The following is a 24007-nucleotide window of genomic DNA, read 5'->3' as shown; positions in this document are numbered from 1 at the left end:
ATGGATACCCCGTCAACCAGAAGCTATTCAAAAATGCCGCTATTATATGCCGTAATTGCTTCCTTTTTACAGCTTATGTTGAATAGATTTTTTTATCAGGAAGTGGCGTTGAAATCAGCCAGAGTAAGGTTGGTTGGCAAAGTGTTTGCGATTGATTTAAAAGAATTATCTCAACCATTGATATTTATATTCTCTGAGCAACGAGTTGATGTAGTAAACCAGTGGCCAACACCGGCATATTGCGTGATAAAAACCGCGTTAGTGACCTTGAGGCATCTTAAAGATAAACAGCAACTTTCGACTCTGATCAACGACGGTAGGGTTGTTATAGATGGTGATATGCAAGTTGTGCAGCATTGGTCTGCATTACTAGATGCGACTGAATGGGATCTTGCTCTTTATGTCGGTGATGTTGTTGCCGAAGTTGTGAGTTGTTGGGTTAAAAAAGGTATAGTTGGAATAAATGGGTTGCTAACGCAACAAAAAAAACAGTTTAAAAATGTATTGGTGGAAGAATGGCGAATGTCTCCTAATACATTGGAAGTGCTCAGTTTTGCTGATAAGGTTGAGAAGGTGGTGGCAGATATTTCAGCACTGGAACAACGTTTAGCTAAATTGGAGGAAAAATATGAGACCAGGAGAAATTAAACGTCTCTATTTTATCGTTCGAGTATTTCTAAATTATGGTTTAGATGAACTCATTCCCAAAATTAAATTTACTTTACCCTTAAGGATTGGACGCCGTTGTTTTTTTTGGTTATCAAATAAGCATAAAGACAAACCCCTTGGTGAACGTTTACGTTTAGCTCTACAAGATTTAGGCCCGGTTTGGATTAAGTTTGGTCAGATGTTATCTACTCGTCGCGATCTTTTTCCAACGATAATTTCTGATCAGTTAGCATTATTACAAGATAAAGTGGCTAGTTTTGATGGCCGATTGGCTCGCCAACATATAGAACAGTCATTAGGTGGTTCACTTGAAACCTGGTTTGATGATTTTGATGAGGTGCCCTTAGCCTCGGCATCGATTGCTCAAGTACATACTGCAAAATTAAAACAAAATAATAAACAAATTGTAATTAAGGTTATTCGCCCAGATATATTGCCGGTTATTAAAGCCGATATAGGCTTGATGTATCGGCTGGCTAATTGGCTCCCTCTTTTCCCGGATGGACGACGTTTACGTCCACGAGAAGTTGTTCGAGAGTATGAAAAAACATTAATTGATGAATTAAATTTGTTGCGTGAGGCGGCGAATACTCTCCAATTAAGGCGTAATTTTGAAAATAGCTCCATGCTTTATATTCCTGAAGTCTATTCAGACTACTGTCGGGAAAATGTGATGGTTATGGAGCGTATTTATGGTATTCCAGTTTCTGATATTAACGCGTTAAAGAAACAGGGAATTAATATGAAGTTATTAGCTGAACGCGGAGTAAAAGTCTTTTTTACCCAAGTTTTTCGCGATAGCTTTTTTCATGCTGATATGCATCCTGGTAATATTTTTATTAGTCGAGAACATCCTGAAGATCCGCAATATATTGGTATTGATTGTGGTATCGTCGGTTCGCTGAATAAAGAAGATAAACGTTATTTGGCAGAAAATTTTATCGCCTTTTTTAATCGTGATTACCGTAAGGTAGCTGAATTACATGTTGATTCGGGATGGGTACCAGCAGATACTAATGTAGAAGATTTTGAATTTGCCATTCGAACCGTTTGTGAGCCAATTTTTAAGAAACCGCTAGCTGAAATTTCTTTTGGTCATGTTTTATTCAATTTATTCAATACCGCCCGTCGTTTTAATATGGAGGTTCAGCCTCAGTTAGTATTACTTCAAAAGACTTTGCTCTATATTGAAGGATTGGGAAGGCAGCTTTATCCTCAACTAGATTTGTGGAAAACAGCTAAACCTTTTCTTGAAGATTGGCTACATCGACAAATGGGTTTAGCCGCGATTATTAGTGCGTTTAAGGAAAAAGCACCTTATTGGGCAGAAAAAATGCCAGAAATTCCCGATCTTATTTACGGAGCGCTTAAGCAGCATAAATATTTACAAGATAGTATCGATAAATTCGCAGTACAGCTACAAGGGCGACAAGTAAAGCAAAGACAAGGCCAATATTTGCTAGGAATTGGAGCAACTTGCTTGTTATGTGGTACTTTATTGCAGATTTTCGATTCAAAAATTGCTGCTATTGGGTTTATATGTTTCGGTATAATTTCATGGGCTATAGGATGGTATCGAACAGGTAAAATTGGCTAAAGTTTGTCTTTAAACATATTTATCTTAGGCTCTGCATGTTTCTTATATAAAGTTAGTTGTATATAATATGGTTATACATAGTTGAACCTAATTTCGTAGAGGTATATATCAATGGGAACAACAATTGCTATGGCTACATTTGATAGTCCCGGTCAGCTTCTTATTATTGCTTTACTGGTTGTTTTAATTTTTGGTACTAAGAAGTTACGCTCACTCGGCTCAGATTTGGGGGAGTCATTGAAAAACTTCAAAAAAGCGATGAGTGATGATCACAGTAAAACTGATGATAGTAACAAAGCAGAAAAATAGCATACTGATTCTGATTTTGAACCCAAAAATATTACTGAGAAAACAACGACGAGTCAGACAAAAGAAACGGCTGAAAGTAAAAAAATAAAGAGTAGGTATAAACCGTGCTTGATATTGGTTTTAGTGAACTGTTATTGGTTATGATTATTGGCCTAGTGGTTCTTGGTCCGGAGCGTTTGCCGATAGCCGTCAAAACGGTTGCCGGTTGGATACGTGTGTTGCGTTCATTGGTTGCTAACGTTCAGCATGAACTCTCACAAGAGTTAAAATTGCAGGAATTGCAGGAAACCTTGAGGAAGGCAGAAGAAAAAGCACAATTACAGACCATTTCACCGGAACTTAAACAATCGATGGAAGAATTGAGAGAATCTACTGAGCTATTAAAGAAAAATTATAAATCATCGAACAGTCGTATCGAAGAAGAATTGGCTAAAGTAAAAGCATTTACTAGCGATCTTGATGAAAATAGCACAACTAAAATAGATGAAGAAATACCGATAACAACCAATGAACCATCTCAGCCAGCACAGACTGATCAGTTGGTAACCGCGTCAGATAGTCCTACTAAAAGTAAAAATACGCTCAAATCTCCACCAGAGAAAGTAAAAAAGCGCTCTGATCAAACTAACGTTTAAGATTAGTCTATGTCTATCGATGATCCTCAACCACTTATTAGCCATTTAATTGAATTACGTAGACGTATTCTTTATAGCTTATTTATAGTTGCAGTGGTTTTTCTAGCTCTGGTCTATTTTTCCAATGATATCTATCATTTTGTTGCTGCACCCTTGATTGAACAGCTCCCCGTCGGTTCTCGCATGAGTGCGACTGATGTGGCATCAACTTTTTTTACCCCTATTAAACTGACGTTTATGGTAGCGGTATTTATTTCTATTCCAGTGATCTTATATCAGTTATGGGCTTTTATCGCTCCTGCCCTTTATAAGCATGAGCGGCGCTTGATGTTTCCTTTACTGGTCTCCAGTAGTGTACTTTTTTACCTGGGGATGCTTTTTGCCTATTTTGTTGTTTTTCCTTTAGCATTTGGTTTTTTTGTAAAAACCACACCAGAAAGTGTGAATTTAATTCCTGATATTAGTAAATATCTCAGCTTTGTTATGACACTTTTTATGGCTTTTGGTGCGGCGTTTGAAGTTCCAGTTGCTATTATTCTACTTTGCTGGACAGGCGTTATTACGCCCAATTCTTTAAAACGTAAGCGTCCTTATATTATTGTGGGTGCTTTTATTGTAGGTATGTTTTTGACACCACCAGATGTGTTTTCTCAGACCATATTGGCGGTAACAATGTATTTATTATTTGAATTGGGCTTGTTGTTGTCACGATTTTATGTTGGTAAGAGCCGCAAAGCAGCAGATGATAACAATTCTAATGAAATAATAGAATAAAACGCTATTTTTTTAATGACAATCAATCACTTTTCTTAAATTGTTTATTATCTATTAGCTTAGCTACATTTTGATTAAGGATATTAAGAAGAATAACTGAACGATTTTCACCATCAGGTTCTGAATAAATTGCTTTTGGGCCTTCAAAAATACCTTCAGTAATGATGATAGTATCACCTGATACTGGAGTCTTTGGTGCCACGATTTCTTGTTTAGATGCGGATTTTAGTTCATTAATAATATTATCTGGTACGATCACAGGATAGAGGCCAAATCGAATAAAATGGCTAACCCCTCTAGTTGAACGTATCGTTGTGGTATGGATTTCTTCAGGATTACATTTAACGAAAAGGTAGTTTGGAAATAATGCTTCAGTAATTGTGATGCGTTTGCCTCGCACCATTTTTTGTATTTGAGCTTCTGGCGTTAAGCAGATAACATGCTGTCTTTTTAGATTTTCTATTGCTCGCTCTATTTGCCCGCGGTTACAGTAAAGAAGATACCAATTTCCATGTTATGACTCAAAAATAAAATTACACTTTATCATTATATCAAATTATAAATTATTAAGATATGTCGCCAGAACCAGCATGATTAATTCTTTATGATTCAATTAATATAGTTTTATATGATGATCTAATAAAAGGTAGGGATAGATGGATATTTTTCTTCTTAGCAATGGTCGATTAACTACGAATTCTCAATGGCTAAATTATTCAACATCACGTTTAAAAGATATGTTTCAACGTCGTCAGATCCGCAAAGCAGTATTAGTTCCTTATGCTGTCTTACGCGGTGATCATAATCAACGTGCGGCTGAGCTTAGTCAATCATTAGGTATTGAAGTGGTTTCGATTGAACACTTTGAGTCGCCTGTAGAGGCGATTGAGTCAGCGGAGTGTATTTTAGTTAGTGGAGGAAATACTTGGTGGCTAAATAAATGCCTGCATGAAAATGGATTGATCGTAGCTATTCAACGTGCTGTTTTTGAACGTAATATTCCCTATATTGGCTGGAGTGCAGGATGCAATGTCGCCACTCCTAGTATAAGAACCACCAATGATATGCCTGTAACTAATGTAGTTGTAATGCCTTCCTTGGGGCTATTTCCAATACAAATTAATCCGCACTATATTGATAGTCATATTAGTGGGCATATGGGAGAAACTCGAGATGATCGTATTGCTGAGTTGTGTGTGATCAATCCCCATGAAATTGTTATTGCCTTACGTGAAGGTAGTGGCTTACAGATTAAAGATAATGAACTACATTATTTTAGTGGCAAAAATGAAGGATTTAAGATTTTTCAGTATAACCAACATTTTCCAGAGCAATTTGATACAAAAATATTAAAAAAATGGGTTCCTTATCAATGTATTTAATTGCATTGTAATTAATTCAAAATATTCACTAATCTGAACAGACTGAACCTTGATTGGTAACCTGCATGGAACAATTTATAATGAAGCTCCAGCAAATTAAAAAGTAGAAAATATATAATGAAATACCGTGATCTGAGAGATTTCATATCATTATTAGAACAACAAAAAGAAATGAAGCGTATCAGCTATGAAGTCGATCCTTATTTAGAAATGACAGAAATAGCAGATAGAACTCTGCGGGCCGGTGGGCCTGCACTGTTATTTGAAAACCCTAAAGGTTTTTCTATGCCAGTTCTGTGTAATTTATTTGGGACCGTTGAACGCGTTGCGATGGGGATGGGGCAAGAAAATATCCAAGCATTGCATGAAGTTGGCAAATTATTGGCGTTTCTTAAAGAACCGGATCCACCTAATGGATTCGCTGATTTAATCGACAAGTTACCAAAATTTAAGCAAGTTCTTAATATGCCAACTAAAAGGTTAAAGTCGGCAGCCTGTCAAGAACAGATTTGGCAAGGTGACGATGTTGATCTATTTCGTATTCCCATAATGCATTGTTGGCCAGAAGATGTCGCACCACTTATAACATGGGGATTGACGGTTACTCGAGGGCCTCATAAGACACGGCAAAATCTAGGTATCTATCGGCAACAACTATTAACTAAAAATAAGTTGATTATGCGTTGGTTATCTCACCGGGGTGGGGCATTGGATTTTCAAGAATGGTGTAATAAATATCCCGCTAAACCTTTTCCTGTCGCAGTATCTTTAGGGGCTGATCCTGCTACTATTCTAGCCGCGGTGACACCTATTCCAGATACGCTTTCCGAATATGCATTTGCGGGATTATTACGCGGACACCGTTCAACGGTTGTAAAATGTATATCTAATGAGCTTGAGGTACCGACGGGTGCAGAAATTATTCTGGAAGGTTATATTGATCCTGAAGAATTTGCACCGGAAGGCCCTTATGGTGATCACACTGGTTATTATAATGAAGTTGATAAATTTCCGGTATTTACCGTTACGCATATTACTCAACGTAGTGATGCTATTTATCATTCAACTTACACCGGCCGGCCCCCTGATGAGCCCGCGGTTTTGGGTGCTGCACTAAATGAGGTTTTAGTCCCTATATTACAAAAACAGTTTCCAGAAATTGTTGATTTTTATTTACCTCCTGAGGGCTGTTCTTATCGGCTTGCCGTGGTAACAATAAAGAAACAATATGCTGGGCATGCTAAGCGCGTTATGATGGGGGCTTGGTCTTATTTACGTCAATTTATGTATACAAAATTTGTCATTGTCTGTGATGAAGATATTAATGCACGTGACTGGAATGATGTTATCTGGGCAATAACAACCAGAATGGATCCAGCACGAGATACCGTTATGATGGAAAATACCCCGATCGATTATCTTGATTTTGCGTCACCTTTCTCAGGTTTAGGTTCAAAAATGGGACTTGATGCAACCAATAAATGGCCGGGTGAAACACAACGAGAGTGGGGTCGTCCAATTGTTATGACAGAAAAAATAAAAAAACGGATAGATGACATTTGGCATGAATTGGATATTTTTAAATTATGAGAGGATGTGAATGTCGACATTAAGTTGTAAGGTAGTTTCTATAGAATCTATCACTGATACGGTCTATCGCGTTCGCTTATTACCTGATGGTCAATTTTCCTTTCGTGCCGGTCAATATTTAATGGTCATTATGGATGAGCGTGATAAGCGTCCATTTTCCTTGGCTTCAATTCCTTCAGAAAAAAAACTAATTGAGCTTCATATTGGTGCGTCAGAGTTTAATCTTTATGCCATGGCGGTGATGGAGCGTATTTTTGCGCAAAATAGTATCAATATTGATATTCCTCATGGTAAAGCTTGGTTTCGCCAGGGAAGTAAAAAACCAATAATTCTTATTGCCGGGGGAACCGGATTTTCTTATACCCGCTCTATTTTATATGCTGCATTAGAAGAAAACCCTGATAGAGATATTACCTTCTATTGGGGAGGACGAAGATTAGAGCACCTTTATGATTTGGGTGAATTGCAGTCTCTTTCAGAGCAATATCGCAACGTAAAAATGATTCCTGTTGTTGAACAACCTGAATCAGATTGGCTAGGACGGACAGGTACGGTTTTGAGTGCTGTATTGTATGACTTTGGTTCTCTTACAAAATATGAAATTTACATTGCCGGGCGTTTTGAAATGGCAAAAATCGCGAGGGAACGTTTTTGTAGTGAAAGGGGGATCAGCCCTGAATATCTTTATGGTGATGCATTCGAATTTATCTAAATATAATAACAAAAAAAAAACCTCCCTTCTGGGCGGGAAAATAGCAACAACATACCATAAAGAGTAGACTAGTTATTTAATCCGCTCAACAAGTGTAGCGATGCCTTGTCCAAAACCAATACACATAGTAGCTAAACCAAACTGAGCATCTTTCCGTTCCATAATATTTAGTAAAGAAGTGATGATCCGTGCACCAGATCACCCTAAAGGGTGACCTAAGGCAATCGCACCACCATGCATGTTAACTTTTTCTTCCATTTTATCGATAAGCTGTAAATCTTTTAAACAAGCCAGAGCTTGTGCAGCAAAAGCTTCTTTAATTTCAAAAACATCTATATCTTGGAGAGTTAAATTAGCCCGTTGTAATGCAATTTTAGTTGCAGGAACAGGTCCATATGCCATAATGGTGGGATCGCAACCAATAACGGACATAGATCGAATTTTAGCTCTTGCTCTTAATTCATGTGTTTTAGCATATTTTTCACTGGTAACAATTATGGCGGCTGCACCATCTGATAGCGCCGATGAATTTCCGGCGGTAACTGAGCCTGAAATAGGATCAAAGACCGGAGGTAAAGCCGTCAGGCTGGCTAAATTTGCATAAAATCGAATCACCTCATCTTGATTGATGGCAAACAGATTGCCGTCAATATCATGGCCGGCAGTTGCTACGATTTCATTATTAAACCATCCATGATGAGTTGCCTCATCTGCCTTTTGATGAGAACGTAAAGCAAATTCATCTTGTTCAGTGCGACTGATTTGATTTTGTCTGGCGAGCATCTCGGCAGTTAATCCCATTGCAGCTGAATCGGTAGAAATATGAATAGCAAGTTTACGATTGATATCGATGCCGTGGGTCATAGGAACATGTCCCATATGTTCGACACCACCGACCAACACAACATTGGCATCACCTGACATAATAAATCGGGCGGCATCATGTAATGCTTGCATAGAAGAACCGCACAGCCGATTAACCGTTACGGCGGGTACAGTATGGGGAATATCTGTTAATAGCGCAGCATTACGAGCAATATTAAATCCTTGCTCTAAGGTTTGTTGTACACACCACCAGATAATATCGTCAATATCATTTTTATTGTTATTGAGGGCAGGATTACGGCTTAGTAATTGCGTCATTAAATGGGCGGACAACTCTTCTGCTCTGACCTGGCGAAAAGCCCCGCCTTTCGAGCGCCCCATTGGGGTGCGTATGCTATCAATAATTACAACATTTTCCATGATCACGACCTTAAGCCTATTATTTGCTGTTGAAGGGCTTTGTTGAATAAATCGAACTTTTAGGTGATTGGCGGAGCTGATCGCTAAATTCGTTTCAACATCAGGTCCCCATGGCAAAGCAAAAGTTTAAAATTACCAACTGGCCCGCGTACAACAAGGCATTCAGACAACGCGGTTCCCTGACGGTCTGGCTTGATGAGTCGGCCATCGCTGGATGGACTGACAGTTCTTCGCCTGAAGGTCGTGGCCGGCCGCTTTACTACAGCGATATGGCTGTTACCACTGTCCTGATGATGAAGCGTGTGTTTAACCTGTCGCTCCGGGCATTACAGGGCTTCGTTGATTCGATTTTTAAACTCATGTCTTTGCCGCTGTGCTGTCCGGACTACTCGCTGGTCAGCAGACGAGCAAAGAGCGTCAACATCAGCATAAAAACGCCAACGCGTGGTGAAATCTCGCATCTGGTCATCGACAGTACCGGTCTGAAGGTCTTTGGCGAAGGTGAATGGAAAGTCAGGCAGCATGGGGCTGACAGACGAAGAGTGTGGCGCAAGCTTCATCTGGCAGCAGACAGTGTGACTCATGAGATTATCTGTGCCGACTTATCGCTCAGCGGAACGACAGATGCGCAGGCACTGCCGGGCCTGATTAACCAAAACCACCGGAAAATCAGGGAAGTGTCAGCAGACGGTGCTTATGACGCCTGTTACTGCCACGACGCGTTGCTAAGAAAGAAAATCAGGCCCCTTATCCCGCCGCGAAGCGGAGCGAAATACTGGCCGGACAAGTACCATGAACGTAACCATGCGGTGGCGAATCAGCGTCTGAGCAGGAGTAATGATATGTGGAAAAAGAAAGTGGGTTATCACCGGCGTTCAGTGGCAGAAACAGCGATGTTCCGCATAAAAACTTTGCTGGGTGGCCATCTGAGGCTGCGTGACTATGAGGCTCAGGTAGGTGAAGCAATGGCGATGGTCAAAGCGCTGAACCGTATGACGTTGTTGGGTATGCCACACAGCGTCAGGATGGATAACAGCTGTAGCAGAGGGAGCCATCCTGGCGGCTAATTCTGATTTATTCAACAAAGCCAATATATCGTTCAAAACTTTTATTTGATTTTCATGTTATTCCATTCACTTATTTATTGTTAACTTTAGGTTATTTTTACTATTTTATTTATATTCAGTGACGTTAAAAAAAATAACATCGTTGAAATTTGTAAATTATATGTTTAATTATAGCTGGACGGATGACAGACCAGATTATAATATAGAATAAGGTTTATTTACTGTTATATAATAGAAATCAAATAATAATATATGGTATTAGATAATCAATTGAATGGTAAATGAATAACAGGTAAAGTTTATGCATGTTTTATTATTAATCAATATTTGGCAGGTTTAATTAAAAATATGAATATTTATAGGTAAGTATCTTACTTTATAGCAGATGCGCTTTAGATTTTATAAATAAAAGTCAATAATATCATTATAAATCAATTGATTATCATTAATATTACTATTTGCAATAGAAAAAAAAGCCTATCATGGGCTGACAGGCAAGGACTACACACAGCAATATTCTGTAGGTTTCATGATTTTTTATTGCATAATAATGCTAGGAATATTGAAACCAATAATTTATAAAGAGGTTAATCTATAAGCATTATATTAAGATAACTCTAAGGTTTTATCACTAAGAATTATCTCAATAAAAATTTCACTTTATAGTATAATTATATAAGATTATTATTTAATCATACTAATGTTAAAATTAATGAAATTTAATTGTACGGTATTAATCGGTATTTTGGAAAATTTTTAGCGCAACAAATTTGAAATAATTTAAGTATAATCATTAATCATTAATCATTAATCATTAATCATTAATCAGGCTTTGTTGAATAAATCAGAATTAGCCGCCAGGATGGCTCCCTCTGCTACAGCTGTTATCCGATCCTGACGCTGTGTGGCATACCCAACAACGTCATACGGTTCAGCGCTTTGACCATCGCCATTGCTTCACCTACCTGAGCCTCATAGTCACGCAGCCTCAGATGGCCACCCAGCAAAGTTTTTATGCGGAACATCGCTGTTTCTGCCACTGAACGCCGGTGATAACCCACTTTCTTTTTCCACATATCATTACTCCTGCTCAGACGCTGATTCGCCACCGCATGGTTACGTTCATGGTACTTGTCCGGCCAGTATTTCGCTCCGCTTCGCGGCGGGATAAGGGGCCTGATTTTCTTTCTTAGCAACGCGTCGTGGCAGTAACAGGCGTCATAAGCACCGTCTGCTGACACTTCCCTGATTTTCCGGTGGGTTTGGTTAATCAGGCCCGGCAGTGCCTGCGCATCTGTCGTTCCGCTGAGCGATAAGTCGGCACAGATAATCTCATGAGTCACACTGTCTGCTGCCAGATGAAGCTTGCGCCACACTCTTCGTCTGTCAGCCCCATGCTGCCTAACTTTCCATTCACCTTCGCCAAAGACCTTCAGACCGGTACTGTCGATGACCAGATGCGAGATTTCACCACGCGTTGGCGTTTTTATGCTGATGTTGACGCTCTTTGCTCGTCTGCTGACCAGCGAGTAGTCCGGACAGCACAGCGGCAAAGACATGAGTTTAAAAATCGAATCAACGAAGCCCTGTAATGCCCGGAGCGACAGGTTAAACACACGCTTCATCATCAGGACAGTGGTAACAGCCATATCGCTGTAGTAAAGCGGCCGGCCACGACCTTCAGGCGAAGAACTGTCAGTCCATCCAGCGATGGCCGACTCATCAAGCCAGACCGTCAGGGAACCGCGTTGTCTGAGTGCCTTGTTGTACGCGGGCCAGTTGGTAATTTTAAACTTTTGCTTTGCCATGGGGACCTGATGTTGAAACGAATTTAGCGATCAGCTCCGCCAATCACCTAAAAGTTCGATTTATTCAACAAAGCCTAGCAAGTCATAAGTAATTACTTATTTATTTTACTCATGGCAATTAATTTTATTGCGAAATCTCTCTCTATCAGATCAAAATTTTGTTATAAATACGTTTTTTAGCGCAAAAAACACACAAAATAATAACAATCAGACAATCTACAGCAACAAGTGGTTTATAGAGCTAAAGATTTCTATTTAAGCTATTAGTAATGACAAACAGGATTTTAAATTTAATAAATTAGAGAGACCCTACAATTTACACCTATGTCCAACATTAGGCATAGCAGGTTAGTAATAGTAATAAATAAATTATGGATCAACACAATATAAATATACCTAATAAGGAAATGAAAGTATGAACGATTCACTTTATAACCGCTACCAGCAGGCAAAACAGCAGAATAATCTGCAATCAATGGCAGAATCGGCAAACTATTTAAATGTCACAGAAGCAGAATTGATTTATGCATGTGCAAATGCTGATGATGCTAAACGGTTAAATATAAACCCAACACTATTATTACCTGAATTAGCAAATCTAGGTGAAATAAAAGCAATTACCAATAATAAATATGCCACTCATATCCATATCGGTGAATTCAAAAATATTCGTTTAAACAACCTGACTGGTATTGTTCTTAATCCCAGAGAACTGGATTTGCGTATTTTTCTTGATCACTGGGCAATCAGCTTTGCCTTAACTGAGACATTTTCAGATAATATACAGCACAGTATTCAGGTTTTTGATCATTATGGTAATACCGTACATAAGATCTATGCCACTGAAAAAACCAATATGGCTGTTTGGTATAAGTTAATCAATCAATATCAAATGACCGCCAATCCACCATGAAATTTGCGTCCTATTACTGCCTATCAACAACCACCACATATTAACGAAGCGGTAAAAAAACAACTAGAAACAGATTGGCGCAATATGACCAATTTACATCAATTTTTTCAATTATTGCAAAAACATAATGTCAAACGGCAACAAATCTTCGCCGCAGTTAGCGACGAACTTGCTTATCAGGTTAATAATCATTCTCTCTATCACATCCTGCACTCAGCCTTTAATCAACAAAATGAAATTATGATCTTCGTTGGTAACCTTGGATGCATGCAAATATTTACCGGATGTATTCAAAAACTGGCGGCTTATCATGACAAACAAAGCGCGCTACAAAAAATTAATGTTTGAAATATAAAATTCTCCCTCAATGTGATTGAAACTGGCATCGCTAACAGTTGGGTAACACGTAAACCAACCAAGGATGGTATAGTCACCAGCCTGGAAATTTTTGATCACTATGGCAATCAAGTCATTCAACTATTTGGTCAACGTACCGAAGGAGAACCTGAACAATTAGATTGGCAAAAGCAAATTTCAACCTTAACTAAAATATAATGACAGGAGTTAAACTTAATATGAAATTAGGGCTTCTCTACATCATCATATTTTTACTCATTCCTTATTCACATGCAAATGAACGCATTATTACCCTTGGAGGGGATATTACTGAAATTATCTTTGCCATTAATGAAGGAAAGCAGGTTATTGCTCGAGATAGCACCAGTCGTCAACCAGAATCGGTATTAAAGCTTCCTGACTTAGGCTATATGCGTATGTTAAATGCTGAAGGCATTTTATCGCTATACCCGACACTAATCTTAGCAAGTGAACAAGCTAAACCCGATTTAGTCCTAAACAAATTCAACAAACAGGAGTAAAAATAATAAAAGTAACAGGAACACCTTCTCTGGCAGCCATACCAGAAAAAATTCGCACCATTGCTAACGCTATCCACCAGCCACAAAAAGGTGAACAACTCATCGATAAATTTAATGAGTAATTGTCATTAATTAATACTGCTCCTTTGCAACAAAAAATCATTTTCATATTGAGCCATAATGGAACTGTACCGCTATTCGCCGGTCAACGCACCGCTGCAGATAGTATTATTTCAACGGTCGGGGCCAAAAATGCATTGCAAGGTTTTAATGGTTATTTGCCACTTTCTCAAGAGGCCATCATTGCCAGCCAACCTAATTGGATTTTAATTACCCTTGAAGGGCTCTGCTCTTTAGGTGGAATAGAAAAAGTCTAGCGATTACCGGGTATTAATATGACACCTGCCGGAAAAAACAAAGCATTACTCGTCGTTAATGATTTAGGGCTGCTCGGATTCGGCTTGTCGACGCCTAGCGTTATGAAAAAAATACGTGATACTTTGGAAAAAACCAATAAATGATGCAACAATTCGCTTATCCAAAATTGGGCTTATTCATTTTATTTTGTATTGTTATTTTAATTACCTTACTGGCGGCAAATGTGGGTGCAATGGTTTTGTCGTTTAACACACTTTGGCAACTACCATTAACCGATAATCATTGGCAAATTTGGTTAACTATTCGCTTACCACGTATTTTGCTGGCATTATTAGTCGGCTGTGCATTAGCCGTTGCGGGTGCTATTATGCAATGGCTATTTCGTAACCCATTAGCCGATCCAGGCTTACTTGGTATTAGTAGCGGAGCAGCCCTTGGGGTTGCGCTTTTTATTGTTCTTCCCTTCCCCAGTTCTTCACTGTTAAGTGACTATAGTTATCTGATAGCCGCGTTTGCTGGTGGCTTTATTATTGCAATAGTTATTTTTTCATTAACCCATTATTCAAATGGCCATTTAACAACATTACTTTTGTCAGGCATAGCGATTAATACATTATGCGTATCTTTCATTGGTGTACTTAGCTATATGAGCGATGACCAACAGTTACGCAGCTTTACATTATGGATGATGGGCTCTTTAAGTCAAAATAATGGTGCCATATTAGCCATTGCCTCCACCATCATCTCACTGACCACACTTATTACCTTACAACAAAGTAAGAAACTTAATTTATTACAATTAGGTGATGAAGAGGCCCATTATCTCGGTTTAAAAGTAAAAAAAACAAAATTTATCCTGTTACTACTTAGCTCACTTTTAATTGGTTGTGCTGTTGCGCTAAGTGGAATAATTGGTTTTATTGGTTTAGTTGTCCCGCATCTTATTAGAATAAGCTTTGGCACCAACCATAAATGGTTATTACCCGCTTGTGCTTTAGCCGGTGCCGCTTTACTACTTACTGCTGATACCATCGCTCGTACCATAGCCACACCGGCAGCAATTCCAGTTACCGGGTTAATTGGTGCCCCTTATTTTCTCTATCTTATTTTAAAACAGTCACAAGGTTAGTAATAAAATTATGTGCCGCTCTTCCCCACCTTTTATTGCAGCAAAACGACTCTGTTATAGCGTAAACAGTCAAAATATTATTGATAATTTATCACTGTCACTCTATCACAACCAAATAAGTATTATTATCGGTCCTAACGGTGCCGGAAAATCGACTTTACTACGTTTATTGACCGGCTTTCTTAAACCACATACTGTAGACTGTTTATTAGAAGGGAAATCGCTGGCAACCTGGGATATTAATAAATTATCGCGTAAACGTGCGGTAATGCGTCAACATAACCAACTCAACTTTCCGTTTACCGTTGAAGAAATTGTGGCAATGGGACGAACTCCTTATGGTAGTTATTATTTCAATCAAGCTATCGAAAGTGCATTAATACAAACAGACTGCCTGGCCTTGCGTTATCGAAATTACCAACAACTTTCTGGCGGAGAACAACAACGTGTTCAGCTAGCACGAGTTATAGTTCAGCTTTGGCAGCCTGAGCCCAATAATAGCTACTTATTTTTGGATGAACCAACCTCGGCACTTGATCTCTATCATCAGCAGCAAAGTTTACGTTTATTACATCGATTAAATCGAGAACAATCTATTGGCATCTGTTGTGTATTACATGATTTAAACCTAGCAGGGCTTTGTTGAATAAATCTAACTTTTAGGTGATTGGCGGAGCTGATCGCTAAATTCGTTTCAACATCAGGTCCCCATGGCAAAGCAAAAGTTTAAAATTACCAACTGGCCCGCGTACAACAAGGCACTCAGACAACGCGGTTCCCTGACGGTCTGGCTTGATGAGTCGGCCATCGCTGGATGGACTGACAGTTCTTCGCCTGAAGGTCGTGGCTGGCCGCTTTACTACAGCGATATGGCTGTTACCACTGTCCTGATGATGAAGCGTGTGTTTAACCTGTCGCTCCGGGCATTACAGGGCTTCGTTGATTCGATTTTTAAACTCATGTCTTTGCCGCTGTGCTGTCCGGACTACTCGCTGGTCAGCAGACGAGCAAAGAGCGTCAACATCAGCATAAAAACGCCAACGCGTGGTGAAATCTCGCATCTGGTCATCGACAGTACCGGTCTGAAGGTCTTTGGCGAAGGTGAATGGAAAGTCAGGCAGCATGGGGCTGACAGACGAAGAGTGTGGCGCAAGCTTCATCTGGCAGCAGACAGTGTGACTCATGAGATTATCTGTGCCGACTTATCGCTCAGCGGAACGACAGATGCGCAGGCACTGCCGGGCCTGATTAACCAAACCCACCGGAAAATCAGGGAAGTGTCAGCAGACGGTGCTTATGACGCCTGTTACTGCCACGATGCGTTGCTAAGAAAGAAAATCAGGCCCCTTATCCCGCCGCGAAGCGGAGCGAAATACTGGCCGGACAAGTACCATGAACGTAACCATGCGGTGGCGAATCAGCGTCTGAGCAGGAGTAATGATATGTGGAAAAAGAAAGTGGGTTATCAACGGCGTTCAGTGGCAGAAACAGCGATGTTCCGCATAAAAACTTTGCTGGGTGGCCATCTGAGCCTGCGTGACTATGAGGCTCAGGTAGGTGAAGCAATGGCGATGGTCAAAGCGCTGAACCGTATGACGTTGTTGGGTATGCCACACAGCGTCAGGATCGGATAACAGCTGTAGCAGAGGGAGCCATCCTGGCGGCTAATTCTGATTTATTCAACAAAGCCCTATTGCAGCCAAACAGTTAGGTGATATTTTGAATCTGCCAAAATCACTTAAAGTACTATTTGAAAATTTGCTGCGCCATCTGGATGGAAAATCTGTTGTATTAAAAGATTTGCAGACTATGGTTGATTGGCAGCATACGGGGCATGCCGAGCGTGAAATTGCCTATCAACCAGCCCGAGTTTTGATGCAGGATTTTACTGGTGTGACAGCAGTGGTTGATCTCGCTGCAATGCGCGAAGCTGTGCAGCGATTAGGTGGTGATGTTAATAAGGTAAATCAATTATCGCCGGTCGATTTAATTATTGACCATTCGGTTATGGTCGATGAATTTGCCACTCCTCAAGCCTTTAGTGATAACGTAAAATTTGAAATGCAACGCAACCATGAACGTTACCTATTTTTACGTTGGGGACAAAAGGCATTTAATCGTTTTAGAGTTGTGCCGCCCGGAACATGTATTTGTCACCAGGTAAATTTGGAGTATTTAGGTAAGGCGGTGTGGTATGAAGAACGAGAAGGAAAATTGTTTGCTTATCCAGACACATTGGTTGGTACTGATTCTCATACCACTATGATCAATGGTTTCGAAGTTGTAGGTTGGGGAGTGGGCGGTATTGAAGCAGAAGCCGCAATGTTGGGACCACCGATTTCGATGCTCATTCCAGATGTAGTTGGTTTGAAATTAATTGGCAAACTAAACGAAGGGATCACCGCTACTGATTTAGTTTTGACTGTCACCCAAATGCTGCGTAAACATGGCGTAGTGGGTAAATTTGTTGAATTTTACGGTGATGGTTTAGCTGATTTACCGCTCGCGGATCGGGCTACCATTGCCAACATGTATCCTGAATATGGCGCTACATGTGGTTTCTTCCCGGTTGACGAAATCACTTTAAGCTATATGCGGTTAACAGGGCGTTCGGAAGCTGAAATTGCTTTAGTTGAAAATTATACTAAAACACAAGGATTATGGCGCCATCCAGGTGAAGAGCCTATTTTTACAAGTACCTTAGTATTAGATTTAGCATCGGTGGAAGCTAGTCTGGCTGGGCCTAAACGCCCTCAAGATCGGGTTGAATTAAGCCAGGTTCAGCATGCGTTTAAAGATTCAGTCGAGCTTGAATTAAATAAATCAACCAAAGAGCCAGCGCCATCCGTCAGTTATGATGTTAAAAATTTTCAGTTACAAGAGGGAGCGGTTGTTATTGCGGCGATAACTTCCTGTACCAATACTTCAAATCCAAGTGTTTTAATGACGGCAGGATTACTTGCTAAAAAGGCGGTTGAAAAAGGTTTAGTGCGTAAACCTTGGGTAAAATCTTCGTTAGCGCCAGGTTCGAAAGTGGTTACTGATTATTTAGCTAAAGCGGGATTGACTAATTATTTAAATCAAGTAGTTTTTAATCTAGTTGGCTATGGCTGCACCACTTGCATTGGTAACTCATGGCCACTACCGGCGCCAATAGAAGAAGCAATCAAAAAACATAATCTAACTGTAGGTTCGGTGCTATCAGGCAATAGAAATTTTTAGGGTAGGATCCATCTAGTAGTAAAAACCAATTGGTTGGCATCACCACCTTTAGTGGTAGCTTATGCGTTAGCGGGTAATATGCAAGTAAATCTTGCTGATGAGCCGTTGGGACAAGATAAAAATGGTAAAAATGTTTTACTAAAAGAGATATGGCCTACCAGTCAGGAAATTGCTGAGGCAATACAGTTAGTAAAATCTGACATGTTCCATAAAGAATATAATGCAGTTTTTGATGGTGATGAAGCATGGCAGGCACTTGATGTAAAACGTTCAGCCACTTATTCATGGCAACCTGATTCAACTTATATTCGTAATCCTCCGTTTTTTGATGGCATGCAGCTTGCGCCGGCGCCGATCACTGATATTCATGCTGCTCATATTCTTGCAATCTTGGGTGATTATGTTACGACCGATCATATTTCACCAGCTGGAAATATTAAAGCGGATAGCCCAGCCGGCCATTATTTACAGTCCCATGGCGTACAAGCAACAGATTTCAATTCGTATGGTTCGAGGCGAGGTAATCATGAAGTTATGATGAGAGGCACATTTGCCAATATTCGTATTCGTATTCGTAATGAGATGCTTCCTGGGGTTGAAGGGGGATTTACTCGCTATATACCAACACAGAATCAGCTAGCAATCTATGATGCCGCCATGCAATATCAGCAAAAAAATATACCTTTAGCAATTATTGCTGGCAAAGAGTATGGTTCCGGTTCTAGTCGTGACTGGGCGGCTAAAGGAACCCTATTACTCGGGGTAAGAGTGGTTATTGCTGAATCTTATGAACGAATTCATCGCTCTAATTTGATTGGTATGGGGGTCTTACCGTTAGAATTTCCGGCTAATGTAAACCGTAAAAAGTTAAAATTGACCGGTGATGAGACAATTGACATTGCAGGCTTGCAATCGATTACCCCAGGCGAGATGATTAAAGTAACCATTACTGATAAAAATGATCAGAAAACGACAATAGCGATGCGTTGCCGCATTGATACGATGACTGAATTAGAATATTTTCGTCATGGCGGTATTCTGCAGTATGTTATTCGTCAAATGTTAAAATAAACGGATTTAAACCATCAAAAACTGCTCTGTTAAAAGCAGACAGTTTTTGATAATAATTGATTGATTATTTTTTCGCATTATCAGATAGAATATGACCTAATTTGCTGGCTTTTACATTGAGATAGTCACTATTTTTGGGATTACGACCAACAATGAGAGGAACTCGTTCTACGACATTGATTCCAGCTTCTTTCATAATTTCTAGTTTTTTAGGATTATTGGTTAATAATCTAACTTCATTTATTGCCAATAATTTATACATATCAGCACAGACAGTAAAATCACGTTCATCGGGTTTGAACCCGAGTTTTAAATTGGCCTCAACAGTATCCAGCCCCTGATCTTGCAGAGCATAGGCGCGGATTTTATTTAATAATCCGATGTTACGCCCCTCTTGACGATGGTATAGTAGTACTCCGCTACCTTCTTCGGCAATTTGTTTAAGTGCTGCTTCTAGTTGAAAACCACAATCACAACGTAAACTAAATAAGGCATCTCCGGTCAAACATTCCGAGTGAATACGGGAAAGAACGGGTTTTCCATTAGTAATATCACCATAAATAAGTGAGATATGATTATTACCATTAACAATTTCTTCAAAACCAACAAGTAGAAACTCACCAAAAGGAGTAGGTAATTTGGCTTCAGCTATACGTTTTAACTGCATAGTGTTATACATAATGAACAAAACTCTGGATTTAAAATTAAGGAAAAGCGCGTTAAAAAATAGTTATCAAATTATTTTTACCTATATATTTTACTAGGCTAGTGGATATCATCAGTAGATAAGTTTATGTTCATATTACTACAATATGATTATTAAAAAATTAACTATTTTAACTATAAGCACATTTTGTTTATTAATTTAGATTGAGGTTTGCTGATTGAGACCGGTGTCTAATATAAATAAATGTTCTGAGATTTTTTCATTTATTGAAAAAAATAGTCAGCAACACTAGTATTGCGTTAAATGGGATAAATTCAATAAGGAATTTTTTGATTAAAAATATTTTTGCACCATTAACATGTTATAGGATAATTTTTGTGGTCACTCATTATGTTATCTACCATTGAAATGTTTATTTTAAATAAAAAGGTGAGTGTTGATATAATTCACTTTCTTTATTGGGTTTAGATGCTAAGTTAAGCAACGAAAAGTGTTTCCAGCGCTTTTCTATCATTAAGCAACAATAGGAAAAAATGTGAAATATTTTTTAATGTTATTACTTGCTGTAGCCATTTTTATTGTTTCCGTGACACTTGGCTCAAGCAATAATCAGATAGTAACATTTAATTATTTGATTGCTAAAGGTGACTATCCAATATCGACATTACTAGCCGTCCTTTTTGCGGTTGGATTCTTGCTGGGTTGGCTTATTTGCGGGATGTTTTACGCTAAAACATTAATTTCATTATCAAATGCAAGACGTAAGATTAAACGTTTAGAAAGTCAATTAACCGAATCAACTCAAAGTGAACACGATACTACTGTGGCAGTTGTTACAAATGAAAAAAGGTAATTTTTTATGTTAGAGCTGCTATTTCTGCTACTGCCTATTGCCGCTGCCTATGGTTGGTATATGGGACGCAGAAGTGCTCAACAAGATAAACAACAAAATGCTGATCGTTTATCCCGTGAATATGTAGCTGGTGTCAATTTCTTGCTATCTAATCAACAAGATAAAGCCGTTGATCTGTTTTTAGATATGCTTAAAGAAGATAGCTCGGCGTTTGAGGCTCATTTGACATTAGGTAATCTTTTCCGTTCAAGGGGGGAGATTGAACGGGCTATCCGTATTCATCAATCCTTGTTTGAAAGTAACTCATTATCCTTTGAGCAGAAACTATTAGCCACACAGCAGCTTGGGCGAGATTATTTAGCAGCAGGAGTTTATGATCGGGCGCGAAATATTTTTTTGCAGCTAGTTGATGAGCAAGATTTTCGCTTTAGTGCGTTACAATCTTTACTTACTATTTATCAAGCAACTAGCGATTGGTATAAAGCAATCGAGGTTGCCGAAAAATTAGTCAAAATGGGCAATACTCAATTTAAACAAGAAATAGCTCATTTTTATTGCGAACTGGCACTATTGGAGCTGAGTAGTGACGATCTTGATGGCGCATTTCTTTTACTAAATAAAGCCGCTCAACCAAATAAAAACGCTACTCGAGTTTCTATTATGAAAGGGCGCATTCATATCGCCCGAGATGAATATGAAAAAGCCATTTCAGTACTTAAACAAGTTTTTGATCAAGATAGAGATTTAGTCAGTGAAACTTTAACCATGCTTTATGAATGTTATCATCATTTAGCGAATTGGCATGATTGGGAAGCTTATATCCAACAATGTGTTGCTGGCGATTGCGGCGCAACTGCTCAGCTTTATCTGGCGGAAATAATTGAAAAAAGAAAAGGGCTAGAAAAAGCGCAAATATTTATTAAACAGCAACTTGAACGTCATCCAACGATGCGATTGTTTTATAAACTGATCGATTATCATTTGGCAGACGCAGAAGAAGGCAGAGCAAAAGATAGTCTGGAATTACTGCGCAATATGGTTGGCGAGCAAATCCGCTCTAAACCTGATTACCGTTGCCGCAAATGTGGTTTTACTACCCATTCTTTATATTGGTATTGTCCTTCATGCCGCTCTTGGGATACGATCAAACCAATAAAAGGCCTTGATGGTCAGTGACAACTTAACATATATTGCATTCATTAAATTTAAAAAGGTTAAAAATGATAGCCAGCACGCAAAATAAACTTCCTGTCTCTACTAATTCCCCGGTTATTGTTGCATTAGATTATCATGATCTGGCTAAGGTATTATCTTTTGTTGACAACCTCAGCCCGCAGGATTGCCGCCTGAAAGTGGGTATGCAGATGTTTACTTTATATGGCCCACAATTTATTCAAACTTTACATAACCGAGGGTTTCAGGTTTTTTTGGATTTGAAATTTCATGATATTCCTAATACGGTGGCGCAAGCTGTTAAAGCAGCGGCGGAAATCGGGGTTTGGATGGTTAATGTACATTCCAGTGGTGGGTTCAGAATGATGATGGCGGCTAAAGAGGCAATAGTTGAATATGGTAAAGATGCTCCACTATTGATTGCGGTTACCATATTAACCAGTATGGAACCAGCGGATCTGCACCAGATTGGTATTACACAACTGCCGGCTGATCGCGCCTTGCAGCTAGCAAAATTAGCCAAGGAGTGTGAGTTGGATGGTGTAGTCTGTTCAGCACACGAAGTAGCAACACTGAAATCAGCTTGTGGTAGCGATTTCTTATCAATTACGCCAGGCATTCGCCCCATTGGTGCAGAATCCTATGATCAGCGAAGAATTATGACGCCAGAGCAGGCTATTAATGTTGGCGTTAATTATATGGTTATTGGTCGTCCTATTACCCATAGTGCCGATCCAGTGTTAACGCTGTCGCAAATTAATCGTTCAATTGGATGGATAACATGAGTGACTCGCGTTTAGTTTATTCGACGGAAACTGGCAGAATAGTTGAAGTAGAAAAAAAATCAGTGTCAACCAAAGGCGACGGTATAGTTCGTATCAGACGTGAAAGCTCAGGCCGAAAAGGCAAGGGCTTACTGGCTTGGATTTGAATAAAGATCAATTAATGATGCTTGCTGCTGAATTAAAGAAAAAATGTGGTTCAGGCGGAGCAAGGCTTTGTTGAATAAATCAGAATTAGCTGACAGGATGGCTCCCTCTGCTACACCTGTTATCCGATCCTGACGCTGTGTGGCATACCCAACAACGTCATACGGTTCAGCGCTTTGACCATCGCCATTGCTTCACCTACCTGAGCCTCATAGTCACGCAGGCTCAGATGGCCACCCAGCAAAGTTTTTATGCGGAACATCGCTGTTTCTGCCACTGAACGCCGGTGATAACCCACTTTCTTTTTCCACATATCATTACTCCTGCTCAGACGCTGATTCGCCACCGCATGGTTACGTTCATGGTACTTGTCCGGCCAGTATTTCGCTCCGCTTCGCGGCGGGATAAGGGGCCTGATTTTCCGGTGGGTTTGGTTAATCAGGCCCGGCAGTGCCTGCGCATCTGTCGTTCCGCTGAGCGATAAGTCGGCACAGATAATCTCATGATTCACACTGTCTGCTGCCAGATGAAGCTTGCGCCACACTCTTCGTCTGTCAGCCCCATGCTGCCTGACTTTCCTTTCACCTTCGCCAAAGACCTTCAGACCGGTACTGTCGATGACCAGATGCGAGATTTCACCACGCGGTGGCGTTTTTATGCTGATGTTGACGCTCTTTGCTAGTCTGCTGACCAGCTAGTAGTCCGGACAGCACAGCGGCTAAGACATGAGTTTAAAAATCGAATCAACGAAGCCCTGTAATGCCCGGAGCGACAGGTTAAACACACGCTTCATCATCAGGACAGTGGTAACAGCCATATCGCTGTAGTAAAGCGGCCGGCCACGACCTTCAGGCGAAGAACTGTCAGTCCATCCAGCGATGGCCGACTCATCAAGCCAGACCGTCAGGGAACCACGTTGTCTGAGTGCCTTGTTGTACGCGGGCCAGTTGGTAATTTTAAACTTTTGCTTTGCCATGGGGACCTGATGTTGAAACGAATTTAGCGA

At 39.8% G+C, this 24007-nt stretch carries 17 protein-coding genes and 8 pseudogenes; 20 read left to right on the top strand and 5 right to left on the bottom strand.

Annotated features, from left to right (window positions below; translation table 11 throughout):
* From E3U36_RS07965 to tatC, 5 genes and pseudogenes are all read left to right on the top strand, one after another.
* The gene (locus E3U36_RS07965; protein ID WP_180816159.1) at positions 1-648 is read left to right on the top strand and encodes a ubiquinone biosynthesis accessory factor UbiJ; all 648 of its coding nucleotides are present in this window, start codon (positions 1-3) and stop codon (positions 646-648) included.
* Positions 629-2266, top strand: coding sequence for a ubiquinone biosynthesis regulatory protein kinase UbiB (gene ubiB / locus E3U36_RS07960; RefSeq protein WP_180816158.1), 1638 nt, complete (start codon positions 629-631; stop codon positions 2264-2266). The genes E3U36_RS07965 and ubiB overlap by 20 nt, the downstream gene beginning before the upstream one ends.
* Positions 2267-2377: 111 nt before the next feature.
* A pseudogene (tatA, locus tag E3U36_RS13480) lies at positions 2378-2719 on the top strand (twin-arginine translocase TatA/TatE family subunit).
* On the top strand, positions 2680-3210 hold the full coding sequence (tatB, locus tag E3U36_RS07950) for a Sec-independent protein translocase protein TatB (RefSeq protein WP_180816156.1): 531 nt from the start codon (positions 2680-2682) through the stop codon (positions 3208-3210). The pseudogene tatA and the gene tatB overlap by 40 nt, the downstream one beginning before the upstream one ends.
* Before the next feature lie 9 nt (positions 3211-3219).
* Positions 3220-3984 (top strand): Sec-independent protein translocase subunit TatC, encoded by a 765-nt coding sequence (gene tatC, locus E3U36_RS07945; protein ID WP_180816155.1) that lies wholly within the window; start codon positions 3220-3222, stop codon positions 3982-3984.
* Positions 3985-4006: 22 nt separating this feature from the next.
* Here tatC and rfaH read toward each other — a convergent pair.
* Positions 4007-4492 (bottom strand): annotated as a pseudogene (gene rfaH / locus E3U36_RS07940) (transcription/translation regulatory transformer protein RfaH); the annotation flags it as partial.
* Between the two features lie 148 nt (positions 4493-4640).
* Between rfaH and pepE the strand changes: the two are divergent.
* The 3 genes from pepE (at position 4641) to fre (ending at position 7668) form a co-directional block, all read left to right on the top strand.
* Positions 4641-5366, top strand: a complete 726-nt coding sequence (gene pepE, locus E3U36_RS07935; protein ID WP_180816154.1) for a dipeptidase PepE — start codon at positions 4641-4643, stop codon at positions 5364-5366.
* A 117-nt stretch (positions 5367-5483) separates the two neighbouring features.
* Complete coding sequence (gene ubiD, locus E3U36_RS07930) at positions 5484-6956, top strand: 4-hydroxy-3-polyprenylbenzoate decarboxylase (protein ID WP_180816152.1); 1473 nt, start codon at positions 5484-5486, stop codon at positions 6954-6956.
* Positions 6957-6966: 10 nt separating this feature from the next.
* On the top strand, positions 6967-7668 hold the full coding sequence (gene fre, locus E3U36_RS07925; protein ID WP_180816150.1) for an NAD(P)H-flavin reductase: 702 nt from the start codon (positions 6967-6969) through the stop codon (positions 7666-7668).
* A 72-nt stretch (positions 7669-7740) separates the two neighbouring features.
* On the opposite strand, the pseudogene fadA reads toward fre, so the two are convergent.
* A pseudogene (fadA, locus tag E3U36_RS07920) lies at positions 7741-8913 on the bottom strand (acetyl-CoA C-acyltransferase FadA).
* 110 nt (positions 8914-9023) lie between these two features.
* Here fadA and E3U36_RS07915 point away from each other — a divergent pair.
* Positions 9024-9980 carry an IS5 family transposase gene (locus tag E3U36_RS07915; RefSeq protein WP_180816148.1) on the top strand — a complete coding sequence of 319 codons (957 nt, stop codon included), beginning with the start codon at positions 9024-9026 and terminating at the stop codon, positions 9978-9980.
* 884 nt (positions 9981-10864) lie between these two features.
* On the opposite strand, the gene E3U36_RS07910 is transcribed toward E3U36_RS07915, so the two are convergent.
* Entirely contained in the window at positions 10865-11788 is a 924-nt protein-coding gene (locus E3U36_RS07910) for an IS5 family transposase (RefSeq protein ID WP_180816040.1), read from the bottom strand.
* Between the two features lie 415 nt (positions 11789-12203).
* On the opposite strand from E3U36_RS07910, the gene E3U36_RS13475 reads away from it, so the two are divergent.
* The 7 genes and pseudogenes from E3U36_RS13475 (at position 12204) to acnA (ending at position 19379) form a co-directional block, all read left to right on the top strand.
* Positions 12204-12701: a ChuX/HutX family heme-like substrate-binding protein gene (locus tag E3U36_RS13475; RefSeq protein WP_238337428.1), complete on the top strand. Its 498-nt coding sequence runs from the start codon at positions 12204-12206 to the stop codon at positions 12699-12701.
* 84 nt (positions 12702-12785) lie between these two features.
* A pseudogene (locus E3U36_RS13470) lies at positions 12786-13256 on the top strand (ChuX/HutX family heme-like substrate-binding protein).
* A 20-nt stretch (positions 13257-13276) separates the two neighbouring features.
* Positions 13277-14100: pseudogene (locus E3U36_RS07900) on the top strand (heme/hemin ABC transporter substrate-binding protein).
* Entirely contained in the window at positions 14100-15086 is a 987-nt protein-coding gene (locus tag E3U36_RS07895) for a FecCD family ABC transporter permease (protein WP_180817588.1), read from the top strand. The pseudogene E3U36_RS07900 and the gene E3U36_RS07895 overlap by 1 nt, the downstream one beginning before the upstream one ends.
* A gap of 10 nt (positions 15087-15096) precedes the next feature.
* Positions 15097-15732, top strand: coding sequence for a heme ABC transporter ATP-binding protein (locus E3U36_RS07890; RefSeq protein ID WP_180816146.1), 636 nt, complete (start codon positions 15097-15099; stop codon positions 15730-15732).
* A 64-nt stretch (positions 15733-15796) separates the two neighbouring features.
* The gene (locus E3U36_RS07885) at positions 15797-16720 is read left to right on the top strand and encodes an IS5 family transposase (RefSeq protein ID WP_180816144.1); all 924 of its coding nucleotides are present in this window, start codon (positions 15797-15799) and stop codon (positions 16718-16720) included.
* Between the two features lie 43 nt (positions 16721-16763).
* A pseudogene (gene acnA, locus E3U36_RS07880) lies at positions 16764-19379 on the top strand (aconitate hydratase AcnA).
* Positions 19380-19443: 64 nt separating this feature from the next.
* Here acnA and ribA read toward each other — a convergent pair.
* Positions 19444-20046: a GTP cyclohydrolase II gene (gene ribA / locus E3U36_RS07875; protein WP_180816143.1), complete on the bottom strand. Its 603-nt coding sequence runs from the start codon at positions 20044-20046 to the stop codon at positions 19444-19446.
* A gap of 535 nt (positions 20047-20581) precedes the next feature.
* Between ribA and E3U36_RS07870 the strand changes: the two genes are divergently transcribed.
* The 4 genes and pseudogenes from E3U36_RS07870 to E3U36_RS12685 form a co-directional block, all read left to right on the top strand.
* Complete coding sequence (locus E3U36_RS07870; RefSeq protein ID WP_180816141.1) at positions 20582-20899, top strand: LapA family protein; 318 nt, start codon at positions 20582-20584, stop codon at positions 20897-20899.
* Between the two features lie 6 nt (positions 20900-20905).
* A complete protein-coding gene (gene lapB / locus E3U36_RS07865; RefSeq protein ID WP_180816139.1) occupies positions 20906-22075 on the top strand; it encodes a lipopolysaccharide assembly protein LapB in 1170 nt (389 codons plus the stop codon).
* A gap of 44 nt (positions 22076-22119) precedes the next feature.
* Complete coding sequence (pyrF, locus tag E3U36_RS07860) at positions 22120-22857, top strand: orotidine-5'-phosphate decarboxylase (RefSeq protein WP_180817587.1); 738 nt, start codon at positions 22120-22122, stop codon at positions 22855-22857.
* Positions 22845-23065 (top strand): annotated as a pseudogene (locus tag E3U36_RS12685) (SUI1 family translation initiation factor); the annotation flags it as partial. The gene pyrF and the pseudogene E3U36_RS12685, both read left to right, overlap by 13 nt.
* Positions 23066-23122: 57 nt before the next feature.
* On the opposite strand, the pseudogene E3U36_RS07855 reads toward E3U36_RS12685, so the two are convergent.
* Positions 23123-23977 (bottom strand): annotated as a pseudogene (locus E3U36_RS07855) (IS5 family transposase).
* Positions 23978-24007: the final 30 nt, after the last annotated feature.

It is taken from the genome of Arsenophonus endosymbiont of Aphis craccivora (assembly GCF_013460135.1).
In the GTDB taxonomy this organism is placed as follows: domain Bacteria; phylum Pseudomonadota; class Gammaproteobacteria; order Enterobacterales; family Enterobacteriaceae; genus Arsenophonus; species Arsenophonus nilaparvatae.
Note: the sequence above shows the minus strand (reverse complement) of the source record. Positions and strands in the feature narration are given on the sequence as shown.